Origin of the sequence: Myroides sp. C6-3, from assembly GCF_050522425.1 — a bacterium.
In the GTDB taxonomy this organism is placed as follows: domain Bacteria; phylum Bacteroidota; class Bacteroidia; order Flavobacteriales; family Flavobacteriaceae; genus Flavobacterium.
Genome location: NZ_JBMVQP010000012.1, coordinates 21,392 through 39,658, shown reverse-complemented (window position 1 = coordinate 39,658; position 18,267 = coordinate 21,392). Strand labels below are relative to the sequence as shown.

The window sequence follows — 18,267 nt, the reverse complement described above, 5'->3', positions numbered from 1 at the left end:
ATGAGCTTTGATCTTAATTAAAATCTATACATATGAGTAAGAGTAATATTTATATACCAATAAAATCATTTATGAAACGATTTTTATTATTTGTTTTTCTTCTGCTTGGGGCGTTCGTTCATGCCCAAGAAGCGAGAGAGCCAGTTATAATTAGTGATGGCCGTTTGAATATTTGTCAAGGTACGCTATTCGATACTGGAGGAGCTGCTGGTAATTATGAAAAAAACGAGACCATTACGATGACCTTGTGTCCTGATTCTCCAGGAGGAACAATTCGTTTGGAGTTTACTAGTTTCCTGGTTGGAGATGGTGCTGTATTGAGAATTTTAGATGGAGCAGGTAATGCCGGTGATATTCCAGGAAGTCCTTTCTCTCGTCAGAACCCAATTCCTGAAGGTGCTATTTTAGCTTCTAGTAATCAAAGTGGGTGTTTGACACTTGTATGGTCTACTGGTGATCATCCTACTGCTCCAGGGTTCAGTGCGAACATCATGTGTGAGCTAGAACCTTGTCAAACGATTACACCTATTGTAACACGTACAATACCAGAGTTCGCTCCTGGAGTTAATCCAGTTTGTGAAGAGGACTTAGGTGTGATTCGCGTTTGTGCTGGTGAAGAATTACAATTTTTTGGGGATGCGCTTTTTTCAGATGATGGATCAAATGCAACCTATAAATGGGATTTAGATAATGGTGTGGTAATAGAAGGGAGAAATGCTACGTTTACCTTTACTGAAAAAGGAGCGTATCGCGTTCGTTTCTATGTAGAAACTTCACCTAGATGTAAAAAATTCGCGAGTTTTATTGTTCAGGTTGCGGATCCAGAGGCTGAATTGATATTAACTTCTGATAAACAAGTATATTGTGTTGGTGAACCGATTAGTTTGAGATCAAGCATTACGTTAAATGAAGTGAAATATGATCCAGGCGTACCAGAGAGTAATCCGGTAGCTTTACCCGACGGACCAGACCCGGTTACTGGTGCTGCACGTATTTTTATTAGTGAGCTAAACTTTAAACAATTCTGTGCAAGTTCTCAAATTACGAGAATTTCGGATATTAAAAAAGTGTGTTTTTCTATTTACCATACTTATATGGGAGATTTAGATATTATACTTGCAGGTCCAGATGGTAGACAATTAGCATTGCTTAAATACGGGGATCTTCCTTCGGGAAATCAAGGAATTGATTTAGGTGTTCCTACTGCAGGAACATTCTATGAATACTGTATTACACCAGATGCAACAGAAACTATGCGTGATGTTGCTGCTGCTGATTTTCGAATAAATCCACTACCTGAAGGAGATTATGCTCCTGCTAGATTACCGCGTAATAATAATTTTGAAAAATTATTTGAAGAACCATTAAATGGTATTTGGCAATTACGTATTGAGGATAAATGGGGAGGTGACTCTGGATACTTAAGTGGATTTAGAATAGAGTTTGATAGTATTTTTGATTTACCTGATTTATCGTTTACCCCTCAAGTTGCTAGTCAACGTTGGTTACCTGCGCAAGGACTAGTAGAAGGTTCTAATGGTACAGCTACGGTTATTCAGCATATCCCAGGTGAATATACATATACATATGAAGTTATTGATGATTTTGGTTGTGTTCATAGAGAAGATATCACAGTAGTGATAAAAGATAAACCTATTTTAGGTGAAATTAAAAATTTACAATCTTGTATTGATCCTTTAGGAAGAGCTTATTTCAATTTACCAGATGTAAATGTGAGTATTGGTGGGAATTATGAAATTAAGTACTTCTCAACTCAAGCGAATGCTTATGCTAACCACGAACCATTAGCAGATGAATATGTATTTAATGAAAGTAGTGGATCGCTTGAACGCACAATTTGGGTTAGAGTTAAACACGCAGAAACAGATTGTTTCGTTGTTGATTCATTTAAGGTTATTGCAAAAAGATGTCCTATTGACTTAGCAACATTACAAAACTTGTATGCTTGTCGTGGACTTGATGGTTCAATTCAAAATTTTGATTTAACGGTACAAACTCCATTAGTATATTTTAATAATCCGAATTATACGGTAAGTTACTATAATACGATGGAAAATGCTGATGCAAAAGAGAATCCAATCGTAACACCTGAAAACTATCCTTTTGGAGGTACAGGTAATACAGAAACGATTTATGTACGTGTTGAGAATAATGCAAATCCAGCAGAATACGCAACAACATCATTTATGTTGGTTGTTAGCGAGAGACCTGTGATTGAAACATTGCCAACAATGTATGCTTGTTCTATTGATGATAAGGATTTTGGAATCTTTAAATTAGATCTGTACACTGCTCGAATAGCAGCAGGAGAAACTGCGGAAGTTCGCTATTATACCTCTTTAGAAGGAGCTAGAGACGATGATCAATCAACTTTAATCGGAAATACGGCTGCTTATCAATCAAGAACAGGTGTTGTTGGCTATAGAGTAACAAACTTAAGAACAGGTTGTTTCAACTATGGAGTGATTAACTTAGAGGTTGTAGACTTACCAGAATTAAATGAAGATTTGGTTTTAACTTCTTGTAGTTCTTCAACGACAGCGAATGGAATCGGTAGCTTTAACTTAAACGCAGCAATTCCTGAAATTTTGAATTTCTCAGTTGATGCAAGACTTGAAGTTAGCTTCTATAGAACGTTAGACAATGCGAACAATGAGGTTAATGCTCTTGATTTAAGTAGAAATTTCGTTAATGACGTACCTTATAATCAAACAATTTTTGCTAGAGTAGCTTATACAAATGGTACTTGTGCGAAAGTAATTGAGGTAGAATTATTAGTTCATCCTAAGGTTGTAATTAATGAATATGTAACGGTTGAGGTTTGTGCAGAAAACCTTAATAGAGAAATGATCGTTGATCTGACAGTAAATGAAACTCAAATACTAAATGGATTAAATCCTAGTGAGTATCAAATTACATATTATACAAATAGAAATGATGCTACTATTAAGGTAAGACCTATTTCAAATCCAGAACATTATTCAAGTACAGTTACAAGAAGTGTTTGGGTGAGAGTTGAATCTATTGCTACAGGATGTTTCAACCTTTCTAATTTGGTTTTAGTTCCTATACAAGCACCAATCATCGAGACGTTACCTATTTATTCTGTTTGTGAAACAACAGCTGATTCAGGACTAGGAACATTTAATTTATCTGATTACCTAAACAGATTTTTAAATGGACGTCAAGGATTAACCGTTAGTTTCCATGCATCTTTGGATCATGCAACTAATAATGTCAATCCAATTAATGCCACTAGTTACAACAATACAGAAGCATATGAACAAGTGATTTACGTGCGCTTTGTTGGAGAAAATGGATGTGCGGTTATCCGACCATTGACCTTAAAAGTAATGGCAACGCCAACATTGAACATTCCAGATGAAGCAATTGGTATTTGTAGTATTTATAATGATGGTATTGCTACTTTTGACTTATTAGCATTAGTAGAAGATCTTCAAAATGGAGATCCAAGTATGACGATTAAGTTCTATGAAATAGAGGAAGATGCCTACCTTGATATAAACAGTATTCCTTACCCTAGAACGTATACTAATATGAATGCTGGTGGAGCTACAATTTATGTGAGAGGAGAATTAGGAGGTGGTTGTTTTGTAGTAAAACCATTGGTGCTAGAAGTAATTTCTTCTCCGGTTATTCCGATTGAAATTCCAGATTTAGTACTGTGTTCAAACGATGTATTAGAAGACTTTGCTCATTTCGATCTAACAGTTCAAACAAGTGTAATCGTAAATGCTCAAACGGATCCTAATAATACGGCTCAAACATTAGAAGTAAAATACTTCTTGTCAGAAGATGATGCAAAAGCAAATACAAACGCTATTGTAAATCCAACAAACTATGTAAACATATTAGATACACAAGTTATTTGGTATAGAGTATTCAATAAGAGATCTAGCTGTTTTGCAGTTGGTAACTTTAAAATAATTGTTAATAAACCTTTAGGATTAAGAAGACCAAACGAAATTGTACTATGTCAAGGTTCATTGCCAAATACAGGTAAAATGATTTTTGACTTAACAATTAGAGAAACGGAAATCTTAGGTAGAGATATTGATCGCGTATCGTTTAAATATTACGAAAGTGAGTATGACGCTAAACAAGATCGAAATGCTATTGCGGATCCTTCTAGTTATGAGAACTTAGGTAACCCGCAAACGATTTGGGTTGCAGTAAAAAGTTTTAACGGATGTATGAGTTACATTTCTTTGGTGATTCGTGTTGCTCCATTACCAAATGTTGTTACACCTCGTCCAATTTATAAATGTGTACAGTTCGTTAATGCCAATAGTGCTGAGTTCGATTTAACCGTGCGTGAATTAGAGATTGCTAATCAATCGCCAGGATATGTTTATCAGTATTTTGAAACAGAAGAAGGTGCTATCACAGTAGACTTAAACGAAGAGATTCTTTATCCAAGACGTTATCCATCTTCAACGAGAACTGTATATGTTCGCGTAACAAGAGATTTAGGTGATGAATGTTTTGTAGTTGTTCCAATTCAATTAGTGGTTAATCCATTACCAGAGTTTGATGACATTACGTTCGTACATTGTTTAGTGGATTCAACTGGATTCTCAACTTTTGATTTGACAGAGAAAATGGATGAAATTCTAAATGGTAGAAATCCTGAAGACACGGATATTTATTTCTATGTATTAAAGGTAGATGCTCTAGGTGATAATGTTGGGGCTGCATTGCCACCACCTTATACGTACACTAATTTTGATAAAACAGAACAAGAAATTTGGGTTCGTGTAGTAGATAAAAATTCAGGTTGTGCTTATGTTGGACCAATTACCTTAAAGGTTGAGGAAAAAGTATTTGCTACAGATATCGATCTAACAGATAAATCGAGAATCGAAAAATGTGCTACGCCAACTGGACCTAGTGGTACTGCTCGCTTCGATTTAAATGTGTTCACAACTGAGATTAAAGGAATACAAGCGATTCCTGATGCAGAATTAGGAGTTACATATTATTATAATAATGCTGCAATTGATCCGGCTCAGTTAGGTCGTTTTGAATTGCCAATTGGCACGCACGAAATAACTGCAGTTGTTAAACGTATCGATACGGCAGATGATAGTTATTTATGTACAGCTGAGGTTACTTTTACTTTAACAGTAGAGGAAAGTCCAATTGCTCCAGTATTACAAGGATCTATCCTTTGTGTGGATTACAACACAGGTAAATTGATCGATCCATATACAATTGACTCTGGGTACAGAGGTGAAGATTACGAATTCCAATGGGAATATGCTGATGCGACAGGTGCTTTTATAGCGATTCCTGGTGCAACGAATCCATACTATGTGGTAGAAAATATTTCTTTAGGAAGATCGTTTAGAGTGGTTGTGAAATACAGCGGACAGCAATGTGCAACTGCTAGTAGTCCAGTAACTCTTACTTTTGTAGATCAAATCGACATCAAAGTACAAGGAGCGGATTCTAAAGGATTAATTGGTGAATTAGACGGTGATGAGAAAATCACAGTAACGATTGCTTCTCCAATGGAATCTAGTATTTACGAATACGCATTAGATGAAGGAGCTTATCAAGATTCAAGATTCTTCTATGATGTAGCCAATGGATCACACAGAGTTTGGGTAAGATTTAAAGACGCAAAATCAGTTTGTCCTCAATATATTGATATATTTGTTTTAGGGTATCCAAAATTCTTCACACCGAATGGAGATGGATTTAACGATACTTGGAACATTTCATCACTGAAAGGACATCCAGAAGCTGTAATTTATATCTATGATAGATTCGGTAAATTGTTGAAACAATTAAGTCCTTCTAAAGAAGGTTGGGATGGAACATTTAATGGGAAACCAATGCCATCTACAGATTATTGGTTTACTGTAGATTATCTAGAAGAGGCTAAAGAAACGAACCGAGTTCCTAGAAAAGTTCAATTTAAAGGACATTTCTCATTAAAACGATAATTTAGGATATGAAGATATTTAAGAAAAGATATTTAGCAGTTGCGTTACTGGTTACTCAAATGAGTAATGCGCAAGACGGTGGATTACCTATCTATTCGGATTATTTATCTGATAACTATTACTTGATTCACCCAGCGATGGCAGGATTGAAAAATAGTACACAGGTAAGAGGAGCTATAAGACAACAATGGGGAGACGTAGATGACGCTCCCCAAACACAAACATTGACTGCTAATACCCGCATCGGCGAAAGATCGGGTATTGGTATCATTGCTTTCTCTGATAAGAATGGGTATCATTCTGAAGCTGGTGCAAAGCTTACTTATGCCCACCACATTACATTCAGTGAGTCGCGTTATGAGTTGAATATGTTGTCTTTTGGTATGAGTGCTGGGTTTTCCCGAATTACACTAGACGAAACAAAATTTGGTTCTGTTTATGACCCAATATTGAGTGGTGGTTTAGAAGTAAAAGATAGTTACTTTACTGTCGATTTCGGAGCTGCCTATCACAAAGAGAACTTCTTCTCTATGTTTACCGTAAAGAATGCGATTTCAAGTAAAAGAGAATTGTATACAGATGTTGAAAGTGATAATTTACGCCGTTACATCTTAGGTGGAGGTTATACTTTTGGTAATCAGAAATTCAACGGTGGTTGGATGTATGAGCCTTCTGTATTGATTCAGTACGTGGAAGAAACGGAACTAAAACTCGTAGATGTGAACATGAAAGTGTATAAAACATTGAATGACGCAAAACTATGGGCGGGTGTTTCTTACCGACGTGACTTTGATAACGCAGAGTATATAAAAGGTAGTGATACAAAAAAACAAGCGCTTCAAAGCTTGAGCCCTCTAATAGGGGGATCGTACAAGAGTTTTAGTTTGACTTATACGTACACACACCAATTAGGAAATAATTCGTTTAATACTGGAGGTTTCCACTTATTTACTTTAGGAGTTAACCTGTTTGCAAAACGCAGTTCGTTAGACTGTAATTGTCCAAACTTACACGATTAATAAAAAAATGTCCCGATCTTTATCGGGACATTTTTTTTAAGAACTAGTTTATGATTATAAAAGAAATTAGAGGTAAATATCCTCAAATCGAATCGGATTGTTATATAGCTGAAAATGCAACGATTGTAGGTGATGTTACAATCGGAAAGTCTTGTAGTGTTTGGTTTAATGCTGTGATACGCGGGGATGTGAATTCCATCGTTATCGGGGATAAGGTTAATGTTCAAGATGGTGCTATCATTCATTGTACTTACGAAAAACACCCTACTGTTATAGGGCATAATGTGTCCATAGGACATCAGGCGATGGTACACGGTTGTGTGATCCACGACAATGTACTCATCGGGATGGGAGCTATAGTGATGGATAATTGCGTGGTACATAGCAATACAATCATTGCGGCTGGTGCCGTAGTTACGCAAAATACCATCGTAGAGTCTGGTAGTATTTACGCAGGCGTACCCGCAAGAAAGGTAAAGGAGCTTAATGAATCTGATTTTGCAGATGAAATCGAACGTATTGCAACAAACTACGTGATGTATTCAAGTTGGTTTAAAGAAGAAGAGGCAAAAGACACGAAAGAAGATCTACTTTAATAGGTAATAATAAGGTCTTGCAGTTGTATGTAGCAACGATCTTACGGCTTAGTTATAGGAGAGTATAAAATCAAGAGAAGCGCTTAAAAAGGCTTCAAATAACTGTTAGCTGTTGTCTGTTAACAGTTAACTGTAGATTTTGCTAAACTAGATCGTATTTTCTTTAAACGCCAAGCACCAAGAGCGTCCAACAAAGAAACAGTCAATTAGAATTGAATTTTCTGTACGCGGTAGTGAGAAGGAACAAACGTCTTTAGAACAGTAGTATCGATGTTACTGTAGAAGATACAATCTCCTGGTGTATGGGTGTCGTTGAGCAAGTCTTTTTCTCGAAGTATTTGTTGTGTGTGTTTCGCTACTGCTTCTCCTGAATCGATGATTAAAACACTTTCGGGTATGATCGTTTTGATGATAGGGGTAAGGTAAGGGTAGTGGGTACACCCTAAAACGAGGGTATCCATACCTTGCTCTACCATGGGAATTAAGTATAATTCCAATAAGGCTTTCATTTCTTGGGAATGCAATTGGCCTGTTTCAATAAGTGTGACTAAATTATAGCCGATCTGTTCGATTATTTTTACGTTAGGGTAGAGTTTAAGCTTTGCTGTAAATAAATCGCTGGTAATCGTTCCTTTTGTTGCTAAAACACCTATTGTAGAGGTCTTAGTAAGTAAAGAAGCAGGTTTGATTGCAGGTTCAATTCCGATAATGGGAATATCAAAAGAGGCGCGAAGTTCTTGAATAGCATTCGTTGTTGCAGTATTACAAGCAACGATAATAATTTTACATCCTTGATCAACGAGGTGTTTTACATTTTTATGCGATAAGGCAATGATAGCTTCTTTGGTCTGTGTACCATAGGGTGCATTTTTTTGATCAGCTAAAAACAGGGTGTTTTCATTGGGCATTAATGTATTAATTTCACGCCAAATGGTAGTTCCACCTATCCCCGAATCAAAAAGTCCAATTGGATTTGTTTTTTTCATAAGTAGAACAAAAATAAAAAAGTCCGTCATAATAACGGACTTTTTTGTTTATAATAATGAATTATTTAATACCTAATTCTTTTTTAACATCATCAGCTAAGTTTGTACCATCAGCTAATAAAACACCAGAACCCATTGAAGAATCCAATACATATTGCACACCTTGTGCGCGTGCTACTTTTTGGATTGCTGTTCTAGCTTTTTCAAAGATCGGTTGCGTTAAGTCAACTTCTTTCTTTTGTAACTCTTGTCCAGCTGTTGTTTGGAATTGTTGGATACGTTGTAAAAGTCCTTCTACTTCTTTTTGTCTTTCTTCGTTTACTGCATCTCCAACATTAGCTGCTTCACCTTGGTACTTTTGAGCTTTCGTTTGATACTCAGATACCATTGTTTCGTATTCTTTTTGATATTTTTCACCTAATGCTTTCAATTCTGCCTCCGCTGATTTCATAGCAGGCATTTCTGTAATTAAAGCTTGAACATCGATGTGTGCAACTTTCGTTTGCGCTGTTGCTGTAGTTAAGCTAACGCCAAAAAACATTACTGCTGCAATCAATAAGGATTTCATTTTTTTCATTGTATTCGTTTTTTATATTATTTTACTTGTTACTTTTTTGCGGCTTCAATTTGTCTTTTCAGTTCTTCTTGTTCTTGAAGCATTCTTCTGCGTTTCTCTTCTTGTTCCTCTTGAACTCGTTTTTTTATTTCTTCTTGCTTGCGTTGCGTTTCTTCAATTTGTTTGCGACGCTGTTCTAAAGCTTCTTTTTTCTTTTGTTCAATTTCTTCTCTGCGTTTTTCTTCAGCAGCTTTTCGCTCAGCAATTAATTTTTCAAGCTCTTCATTTTTGTTGTTTTTTTGCTGTTGCTCTGCCTCTTGACGCTTTCTTTCTCTTTCTTCTTGTAGTTTTCGCTCTCTCTCATTTTTAAGCTTTTCAGCTTCTTCTTGCTGTTGCTTAATTTTATTTTCTTGCTCTAACTGAAGTTGCTCTCTTTTTCGTTGTTCTTCTTTCTTTTTTCGCTCTGCCTCTTCTTGCTGTTGCTTAATTTTATTTTCTTGCTCTAATTGAAGTTGCTCTCTTTTTTGCTTTTCCTCTTTCTTCTTCAGTTCGAGTTCTTCCTGTTTTTGCTTTAAGAGTTGTTTTTGCGTTTCAATTTTCTCTTGTCTTAAGCGTTCAGCTTCTTCTCTTTTTTCTTCCAGCTCTTTGAGTCTTTCTTCTTGTTGGCGTTTTAGCGATTCTTCTTGGCTAATTTGCTCTTGATCTGATTTGGTTTGCTGTTGTTTTTGCTTTTCCTCTTTCTGCTCTTGACGCATTTGTTTTTCAGCTTCCTGTCTTCTGCGTTGTTGTTCCTCGCGTCGACTTTGTCTCAAAGCAATTGCGTCTTCTTCTTTTTCCTCTTGTTCAACCGCTTCCACCTGTTCGGCTGTCATATTTTGTTTTCGACGAGCAGAAGTCATGCGACGAATCACTAAATTACTAATATCATATCGTTTATCCGCTATGAGCATCGTAGTTTCTGCATTTTTGTCTAAAACATAGTCGTACTTTCTCGCTTCTGCAATATCTTGTACCATTGCAAATACCTGATCTTGAATCGGTTTTGCCAAGCTTATTTTTTGAGCAAAATACTCGCCGTCTGTACCAAAATACTTCTGTTGATATTTTAAAAGATCGTCTTCGAGTTCACTAATGTTTTCCTCTTTTTCATTAATCAAATCACGGGTTAGTAAAACGCGTTCGTTTGCCAAATCCGTTTTGAGGTTCTTTATCTCTTCTTTCTTTTTGTCAATTTCTTGCTTCCATCCTTCGGCTCGATTCGATAATTGTGCACTTGCTTCCGTGTACTCTGGTACATGTTGCAAAATTAGTTCCATATCAATATAGGCAACTCGTGCAGACCCTCCTTGGGCTAAGGAAATAGAATAACCAAAAATACTGATTAAAAAAATAAAAAGATACCTCATAATTTGTTAAATTTTAGCAAAGTGTATCACTAAAACTGTTGTCCAAGGATAAAGTGAGTCTCCCAACCATTTCTTTGTGTCATTCCTGGAGGTGCATCAAATCCATATCCGAAGTCAATACCCAATAGACCAAACATTGGCATAATCACGCGAACACCTAATCCAGCAGATCGTTTTAAATCAAATGGATTGTAGTCTTTAAATGAATCGAATGCTGCTCCCGCCTCTGCAAATGACAATACATAAACAGATGCACTTGGTTTTAGTGTAATAGGATAACGTAATTCTAGGGTGAATTTATTGTATATCGTACCTCCAATTTGTTCTCCGTATTGATTAATTGGCGTTAAAGCTTGGTTTTTGTACCCTCTTAATTGAACAACTTCACGTCCATCTAAAGAGAAGTTTACTAATCCATCTCCACCAACATAGAAACGCTCAAACGGAACAATTCCACGGTTGTTGTTGTAAGCCCCCATATAACCAAACTCACCAACTGTTCTGAATACTAATTTATCAAAAATAGTGGTATACCAATCACCTTTGAATTTTAATTTATAATATTCTAACCAATTGAATCTTTTTTGGTCTACTTTACTTGCGTCAGCCATAGCATCTTGCCAGTTGCTTACTGGTTGCCCTGCTGCATTTAAATAAGTGCCTGTAGGGATAACTAATCCTGTATTGGGATCGATTTGACCTGGCTTAGATTTGTATTTATAGTCTTGTTGATTCCCTAAATTCTTATAGTCAACATTGTTGAATAAAGAGTAAGGCGGAGTGAATTTTCCACTTACACTAAAGTATGAACCAAAGGTAGGGAAGTTTGGATCCATCCCGCGGTTATCTCTAGAAAGTTCAATTTGATACGACAAGTTTCTCGAAGAACCATCTCCAAAGGTAAATAATCCCGTGTTGTAGTTTTTCATATCGTAGTATTGGAAACTCAAGGTATGTGACAACACGAAGTTGTCATCAGGTACACTTAAATTCTTAGCTACTCCTAGTTGAAGGGTGGTAATATCAAAACCTCTACTGCGGTCTGTTCTTCTACTGTAGTAGTCGTATAAGTTTTGTTTGCTATAAGCAATCGTACCAAATAAGTTTACTGGTTTCTTTTTACCTAACCAAGGTTCTGAGAAACTCAAACTATAGGTTTGGAAATACGAACTTCCTTGTAATCTCAAAGACAGCGATTGACCATCTCCCATTGGAAAAGGGTGATATGCTTTTTTATTGAAAATATTGCGCAAAGAGAAGTTGTTGAAAGACAATCCCAACGTTCCGATGAAACCTCCTCCACCGTAACCTCCTTGTAATTCAACCTGGCTAGATCCCTTTTCTGCTACTGACCATTCAACATCTACTGTTCCTGCAGCGGCATCGGCATTTAAAATGTCCGGTACAATGGCTTGAGCATCAAAAATGTTTAACTGCCCCAATCGACGCATTGTTTCCATTACCATCGCCTTGCTCCAGATTTCTCCAGGTCTCGTTCTTAGGGTACGGTGAATAACGTGATCGTGGGTGTACTCGTTTCCTCTAACGGTGATGTTGTTGAAACGTGCAATTGGTCCTTCCGTGATTCGAATTTCAAAATCAATCGTATCGTTCGCTGTTTTTACTTCTACCGGAGTAATGTTCGAGAAAAGATATCCGTTGTTTTGATACTGGTTCGTTAAGTTATATCCATCAGGATCTGTTTGATCGTTGATTCGCTTGTTTAACAACACGCCATTGTAAACATCGCCTTTTCCAATGCCCAGGATATTTCTAAGTTGGTTGTTGGTGTATACGGTGTTTCCAATAAAACGGATATCTCCAATGTAGTATTTGTTTCCTTCTTCTACATCGATGTTAATCGCCATGCGATTCGTTTTTGGATTATATGCTGTTGTATCTGCAATAATACGAGCGTCGCGATATCCTTTTTCTTTATACTTGTCTACTAAACGCGTTAAATCCTCTTCATATTTTGTTTGTATGAATTTGGAAGGTTTAAAGATTCGAAGCGGGTTAAAGGGACTGCGCTTTTTGGTGTCCTTTAAGGCTTTGCGCAGTTGTTTATCTGTTAAATGACCATTTCCATCAAATTGAATATCCGAAATACGCACCTTTTTTCCGCGATCAATCCCCACGAGTAAATCTACATAACGACCTGTCGAATCCGTAGGTACCGTGTTTAGTGTGATCTTAGTATTGTAAAAACCGTCTTTTTTATACTTGTTTAAAAGGTAGTATTTCGTAGTTGAAAGCAAGTTCTCATTGACAATTTTTCCTTTCGTCAATTTTGCTTCCTTGATAACAGTTTCCGATTTTGCTTTTTTATAGCCTCTAACTTTTGCACTGTTTAAGCGAGGTAACTCGTTTAAAGATAGCTCAAGGTTAATCGTATCGTTAACAACAGATGTTTCGTATATATTGATGTCTTTAAAAAAACCAAGCTTCCAAAGTTTTTTTAATGCATCGCTTATCTCTTCTCCAGGAACAGAAATTTTTTGACCTTTATTTAAACCTGTAAACGTTACAACAGTTTGAGGGTTGTAATTGATTTTACCAGTAACTTTTATATCTCCTAAAATATAAGTTTTAGGGGTTTCTAAGGTAGGAATATAGTCTCCTTGTTGTGCTTGAACACTGCTACAAATTAGACCTGCAATGAACAGGGCAAAAAGTGAGATGCCTTTTTGAAACATTATTTTCGTTTTTATTTAATTTGTTCACTCGTTTTTCCATATCTTCTCTCTCTTTGTTGGTAAGATAGAATTGAACGATAAAGTTCATCTTCTGAGAAGTCGGGCCATAATACCTCTGTAAAATATAATTCAGCATAAGCAATCTGCCAGAGTAAGAAATTACTAATTCTCTGTTCCCCACTTGTGCGTATTAACAAATCAACATCAGGCATATTATGCGTGTAAAGATGCTCATTAATAATTGATTCGTCAATATTGTCTTCTGAAATTATATTATTTTTAACTTTAATAGAAATTTCCTTAATTGCGTGTATTATTTCTGCTCTAGCACCATAACTAAGTGCTAAAGTTACAGTCATCCTTTTGTTTTCTTTCGTTTTGTCAATTGTTGAAGCCAAGTTTCGACGAACTTTCTCTGGAAGTAATTCTAGATTTCCGATTGCATTCAGTACAATTCCATTTTCCATGAAAGTAGGGAGCTCTTTGGTAAGTGATTTGACTAATAACTCCATTAGCTTGTCTACTTCATGTTTGGGTCTGTTCCAATTTTCTGTAGAAAAAGCATAGAGCGTTAAATAGTTAATGCCCAGTTCTCCACATTCTTTTAGAGTGGTTCTCAATGATTTTACACCATTTTCATGGCCAATTGTTCTAAGAAAACCTCGTTGTTTAGCCCATCTACCATTGCCATCCATGATAATCGCAATATGCTTTGGTAGTTGGTTCATGTTAATTTGTTCTTTCAATTTCATTTAATCTGCGCAATAACAAGGATTATGTCCAAAAGTATAACTTATCGTAATGCCTGAATAGAAAAACCAGTCATTTCCATTTTTTCCAAAGCGGAAATTTTCCATTTTGGATCCAGAAGGATTACTGCCGTCTAAGTTGTTCGTAAAACTATAAGTTGCAGTTACTTCTGCGTTAATATTAATTTGAGGGGTAGCTCGAATTTTCATTCCAGCAGCAAAGGGAATTGCTGCCGTGTATTTTTTATCTCCTTTCGTAAGTCTCTTTCCTCTAAAGTGTAAATCTGAGTAGCGAATTCCCGACACACCCGCATATAAATAAGGAGTCATAGCAAAATTCTGCTGATGTAAGTCGAATTCAAAAAAGTTGAATTCAAGACCTAAACTCAATTGTTGAACGGTGTTGTCAAAACGGAGACCTCGTGTTTTTCTACTCTCACTTGAAGCATCCGCATCGTTTCCTGTCAGTTTTTGTTGACTAAAACTAAGGCGATACGAATGTCGAGGACTCTTATTCCATCTATAAAAAACGTTATAGCCTAAATTTTTAGGATTAATGAACTGTGTGGATCCAATATCTCCAACATAGTTTGTACCACCTAAGCCAAAGCCTACCTCATGGATTTGAGCGTATGCTAAAGGCATGAAAAGTAGTAAGATAAATGTAATTAAGGCCTTTTTCATTTTGTTAAAATAATTCACAAATATAGTAATAATGACGTCTCTTTGTTTGAAAAAAAAGATTTTGTTAGGATAAATTCAAACAAAAAAGAGTTATAGAAAAAATAAATGTAATAAAAAAAGTTGTTCGTCGTTGCTTTAATTGCGTTTATCTTCCCCCCAAAGTAACTTATTTCGCAGCGTTTTAATAAAACTTTGTTGAGGAAATTCAACCAAGTTGATGGTGAAAGGTGCTTTGGATATGGTTACTTCCGTTTCATTGTTTACGGCTTGTGTACTGCTGTCAACTGAAAGTAAGAATTGACTCTCTCTGGCGTTGACTTTTAATTTAATCGTTAAGTTATCTCGAATAACTAAAGGTCTAACATTTAGGTTGTGTGGGGCTAAAGGCGTCAGAACAAAGCAACCTGTTTCTGGTTCGATAATGGGACCTCCACAGCTTAGCGAATATCCCGTTGATCCCGAAGGTGTAGATATAATTAAACCATCCGCCCAGTAAGTGGCGAGGTATTCGTCGTCAAGGTAAGTCTCTACCGTAATCATTGAGGTTGTGTTCTTTCTCGAAACGGTGATGTCATTTAAGGCAAAATTGATGTCGAAATTCGAGTTAGATACTGGATCACAAGCAATAGTAAGTAATGCTCTTCTCGATAACTTATAGGTCTCTTTAAACAAATGAGGTAAATGCTCTTCAATAGTGTCTTCTTGAATATTCGCTAAGAAGCCTAAACGCCCCGCATTGATTCCTACAATGGGAATATTTTTGTCTTTGATGAAATTTGCAGCCCTCAGCATGGTACCATCTCCACCAATACTGATGAAAAAGTCGACATCCAATGGCAGTTCATTTTCATTGTCAAAGGTCTCATATGTGGTTGGAAGTATTTCTTTTTCGTTTAAAAGATCGTAAAAGTTTCGCTCGAAAATAATCGTAGGTGTATAAGTCTCGAAAACTTTAAAAAGGCGATTAACGATGTTTTGTACGATGATTTTATTGGTTTGCCCGTAAATTGCAAATTTCATACTATAGGTTTAAAAATTTGTTTAGATAATTGGAGTGATCGATTAGTTTGTTTTGGTGTAAATCTTCCTCGTGTTGTGAAACAATGGTATAATCAAAACGGCGTAAGTCTTGAATAATTGTATCTACATTATGTTGTGTCAGACGCAAGAGAATTTGTGTTTTGTGTTCAAAGGTATTCCATACAATAATACCGAGTAATTTACTGTTGTTGCTTTCTACTAGTTGTGTGATCTTTGCAAGACTACAGTCCACTGTTTCATTTTCGATCAATACAGTTGTTCCGACTTCTGTTAGAAAGGTGCTTTGTAGGAGGTCTGCAGTTATAGCTGCCTTTGGAAGCATCCCGATAAGGTGGTGTTCTTCGCCCAGAACTGGAAGTACATCACATTTGTTTCGAATAAAAGTATCTGCTATTTTAGCTAAATCATCTGTAGGTTGGATGTAAAAGGATTCAGCATGATAGCTTATCGAAGCTATGGTTTGTGCTTCGTCAACTTCATAGAGAAAGGATGCAGCCAGATTTCCCAACCAAATACGGTTCGCATCCACGACGGCTAAATGAGAATAGTCATGCTGATCTAAAATAGCAAGTGCCTCATGTACCAGTGTGGAAAGAGTGAGGGTGGGAAGTACAAGTAAAGATGATTCAACGTTCGTCAAAATAGGTTCTATTAATTTCCAACTGCAAAATAATTAAAAATAAACCAATAAGCCTTAATTATACTTTGTATTTTTGTTTTTTAATATCTTAATTATGACAAAGCTATCTGTAAATATCAATAAAATTGCTACCTTAAGAAATTCTAGAGGAGGTAATGTACCTAATTTAATAAAAGTGGCAGAAGATGTTCAAAAATTTGGAGCGGCTGGGGTGACCATTCACCCTCGTCCTGATGAACGTCATATTCGCTATCAAGATGCAAGAGATTTAGTGCACGTTGTACATACAGAATACAATATAGAAGGCAATCCAATGGATAACTTTTTAAAACTCGTTTTCGAGTGTAAACCTACACAAGTAACCTTGGTGCCTGATGCTGTAGATGCATTGACTTCCAATGCGGGTTGGGATACGGTGAAACACAAAGACTTTTTAACCGATGTAATTAAAGAGTGTAAGCAACAAGGTATTCGCACTTCTATTTTTGTGGATCCGGTTCTTGAAATGATAGAAGGTGCTAAAATAGTTGGTACGGACCGTATCGAGTTGTATACAGAAGAATTTGCAACACAGTACGGATTGGGAAATGAAAGAGGAATAGATCCGTATATTAAAGCTGCTGAATTAGCTGTTGCATTGGATTTGGGAATTAATGCCGGTCACGATTTGAGTCTAGATAATATTCAATTCTTTAAAAACAATATTCCCAATCTGTTGGAAGTGTCTATCGGACATGCCTTGATTGCGGAATCACTGTATTTGGGATTGGAAAATGTAGTCAATATGTATATTCAAAAATTGAGTTAATGGAAGGGATTTTATATTCAAAAATAGAAGGAGAAGGCGGAATTCCAATGCTTGTTTTACACGGGTATTTTGGGATGTCTGACAACTGGAACACCTTCGGTAAACAGATGGTCGAAAAGGGGTATGAAATGCATTTATTGGATTTGAGAAATCACGGTAGAAGCTTTCATTCAGACGATTGGTCGTATGAAGTGATGGTGGAGGATATTATTCGTTATATGGATCACTACAATATTTGTGATGCCCTTGTTTTAGGACATTCAATGGGAGGAAAGGTAGCGATGCATTTAGCGTCAAAATACCCAACTAGAGTTGAGAAACTTATTGTAGCTGATATTGCACCTCGCTCTTATGCTCCACATCATCAAGATATTTTAGCAGCCTTAAATGCGGTTGATTTTTCGAGTAAGCCTTCGAGAAAGGAAGTGGATGATCTGATCAGTACGCGTATTAAAGACTTTGGAACCAAACAGTTTTTATTGAAAAGCTTGTATTGGAAAGAACCAGATCAGTTGGCTTTTCGCTTCAATTTAGAAGCATTTAATCAAGATGAGAATGTCGTGGGAGAAGGAATCGATCCACAGGCGTTATATGAGAAACCTACCCTTTTTATTCGTGGAGGTGCCTCAAACTATATTCAAGAAAAAGATCATGCGAGTATCAAAAAGCACTTTCCTCAAGCAGTAATTGAGACAATTCCCAATGCGGGACATTGGTTACATGCTGAAAATCCTCAGCTGTTTTTTGAACTTGTTTTGCGTTTTTTGACCAAGTAAACGAAACTTACAATAGAATAAAGCCCTTACAGAAGATGTAAGGGTTTTTTTTGTCCTCTCTTGATTTGTTCTAAAGCTTAGTGGACTAAGGAAAAGAGAGAATTTTAAAAAGAGATTTCTTGTTTTTTTAAGGGATTAGTTTTTTATTTGTATTTAGATTGAGTAAAAATAAAAGGAAGTGGTAGCTGTGTTGGATTTATTTTTTATACAAAACAGTGTTATTTATGTGAAAAACAGATTTTAATTTGTTAAATAATGGAATTGTTTAATTTTTTATTTATACTATTTGTTTGTTTCTTTGTTATTTAGTTTATTTT

General features: G+C 36.2%; 13 protein-coding genes. 5 read left to right on the top strand and 8 right to left on the bottom strand.

Annotated elements, in window-relative coordinates:
• Positions 1-71 precede the first annotated feature (71 nt).
• Genes ACPDG9_RS06915 through ACPDG9_RS06905 form a run of 3 tightly spaced genes read left to right on the top strand, consistent with a single transcriptional unit; the run spans position 72 to position 7,608 of the window.
• Entirely contained in the window at positions 72-5,993 is a 5,922-nt protein-coding gene (locus tag ACPDG9_RS06915) for a T9SS type B sorting domain-containing protein (RefSeq protein WP_430527027.1), read from the top strand.
• Between the two features lie 8 nt (positions 5,994-6,001).
• A complete protein-coding gene (locus ACPDG9_RS06910; RefSeq protein WP_430527026.1) occupies positions 6,002-7,012 on the top strand; it encodes a PorP/SprF family type IX secretion system membrane protein in 1,011 nt (336 codons plus the stop codon).
• A 50-nt stretch (positions 7,013-7,062) separates the two neighbouring features.
• Complete coding sequence (locus ACPDG9_RS06905; protein ID WP_430527025.1) at positions 7,063-7,608, top strand: gamma carbonic anhydrase family protein; 546 nt, start codon at positions 7,063-7,065, stop codon at positions 7,606-7,608.
• A 206-nt stretch (positions 7,609-7,814) separates the two neighbouring features.
• Here ACPDG9_RS06905 and murI read toward each other — a convergent pair whose 3' ends face one another.
• The 8 genes from murI to ACPDG9_RS06865 form a co-directional block, all read right to left on the bottom strand.
• The gene (murI, locus tag ACPDG9_RS06900; protein WP_430527024.1) at positions 7,815-8,594 is read right to left on the bottom strand and encodes a glutamate racemase; all 780 of its coding nucleotides are present in this window, start codon (positions 8,592-8,594) and stop codon (positions 7,815-7,817) included.
• A gap of 61 nt (positions 8,595-8,655) precedes the next feature.
• On the bottom strand, positions 8,656-9,171 hold the full coding sequence (locus ACPDG9_RS06895; protein WP_430527023.1) for an OmpH family outer membrane protein: 516 nt from the start codon (positions 9,169-9,171) through the stop codon (positions 8,656-8,658).
• Positions 9,172-9,200: 29 nt separating this feature from the next.
• Positions 9,201-10,556, bottom strand: a complete 1,356-nt coding sequence (locus tag ACPDG9_RS06890; RefSeq protein WP_430527022.1) for an OmpH family outer membrane protein — start codon at positions 10,554-10,556, stop codon at positions 9,201-9,203.
• Positions 10,557-10,585: 29 nt separating this feature from the next.
• Positions 10,586-13,252, bottom strand: coding sequence for a BamA/OMP85 family outer membrane protein (locus ACPDG9_RS06885; protein ID WP_430527021.1), 2,667 nt, complete (start codon positions 13,250-13,252; stop codon positions 10,586-10,588).
• An 11-nt stretch (positions 13,253-13,263) separates the two neighbouring features.
• Entirely contained in the window at positions 13,264-14,004 is a 741-nt protein-coding gene (locus tag ACPDG9_RS06880; protein ID WP_430527020.1) for an isoprenyl transferase, read from the bottom strand.
• Positions 14,005-14,685: a DUF6089 family protein gene (locus ACPDG9_RS06875; protein WP_430527019.1), complete on the bottom strand. Its 681-nt coding sequence runs from the start codon at positions 14,683-14,685 to the stop codon at positions 14,005-14,007. It abuts the gene before it with no gap.
• Between the two features lie 135 nt (positions 14,686-14,820).
• Entirely contained in the window at positions 14,821-15,705 is an 885-nt protein-coding gene (locus ACPDG9_RS06870; RefSeq protein WP_430527018.1) for an NAD kinase, read from the bottom strand.
• A gap of 1 nt (position 15,706) precedes the next feature.
• The gene (locus tag ACPDG9_RS06865) at positions 15,707-16,366 is read right to left on the bottom strand and encodes a CBS domain-containing protein (RefSeq protein WP_430527017.1); all 660 of its coding nucleotides are present in this window, start codon (positions 16,364-16,366) and stop codon (positions 15,707-15,709) included.
• Between the two features lie 94 nt (positions 16,367-16,460).
• Between ACPDG9_RS06865 and ACPDG9_RS06860 the strand changes: the two genes are divergently transcribed.
• On the top strand, positions 16,461-17,174 hold the full coding sequence (locus ACPDG9_RS06860) for a pyridoxine 5'-phosphate synthase (RefSeq protein ID WP_430527016.1): 714 nt from the start codon (positions 16,461-16,463) through the stop codon (positions 17,172-17,174).
• Entirely contained in the window at positions 17,174-17,950 is a 777-nt protein-coding gene (locus ACPDG9_RS06855; protein WP_430527015.1) for an alpha/beta fold hydrolase, read from the top strand. Before ACPDG9_RS06860 ends, ACPDG9_RS06855 begins: the two co-directional genes overlap by 1 nt.
• Positions 17,951-18,267: the final 317 nt, after the last annotated feature.